Annotated in this window: 1 pseudogene; it reads left to right on the top strand. The window is 67.3% G+C overall.

Features of this window, described 5'->3' with window-relative positions:
- Window positions 1-66: 66 nt before the first annotated feature.
- Window positions 67-520, top strand: a pseudogene (locus tag LPA54_RS36455) (hypothetical protein); the annotation flags it as partial.

Raw genomic sequence — 520 nt, 5'->3', positions numbered from 1 at the left:
GAGCTGCGAGGCGGTGCGCGTGCGCACAGTACGTCGCAGAGCCAGTTCGAGGGATTCCATCGGGAGTTGCTGGCGTCGCAGGACGACATCGGGCGGGCTTTGGCCCTGTGTCCCGGCGATCCCACCCCGCTCGTGGCGGAGCTCTGGAGGGCGCGCGGACTGGGCTACTCCCACCAGGAGATGGACGCGCTGTGGTGGCAGATCACGGCCCTGGCACCGCATCACTTCGAAGCGCACACCAGTGCCCTGCAATACTGGACCGCGAAGTGGCGAGGCTCGCATCAGCTCGCGCGGGAGTTCGCCGAGCGGTCGGCTGCGGGTGCGCCGCCGGGGAGCCTGCTGGCCGTGTTGCCGTTGATCGCCTGGTATGAGAGTCACATGGACGAGCCGGGTCGTGTCGAATTTTGCGGCTCTGAGGTGCGTGTACTGGTTGACGCGGCACTCGCCGACGCGGCACTCGCTGACCCGGATCACCCGAGGCTTGCGGAAGTACGGCACCTGTTGGGGTACTTCCTGTACC

The sequence above is a fragment of the Streptomyces sp. DH12 genome (assembly GCF_020873895.1).
Lineage (GTDB): Bacteria > Actinomycetota > Actinomycetes > Streptomycetales > Streptomycetaceae > Streptomyces.
This window is presented reverse-complemented; position numbering and strand designations above follow the sequence as displayed.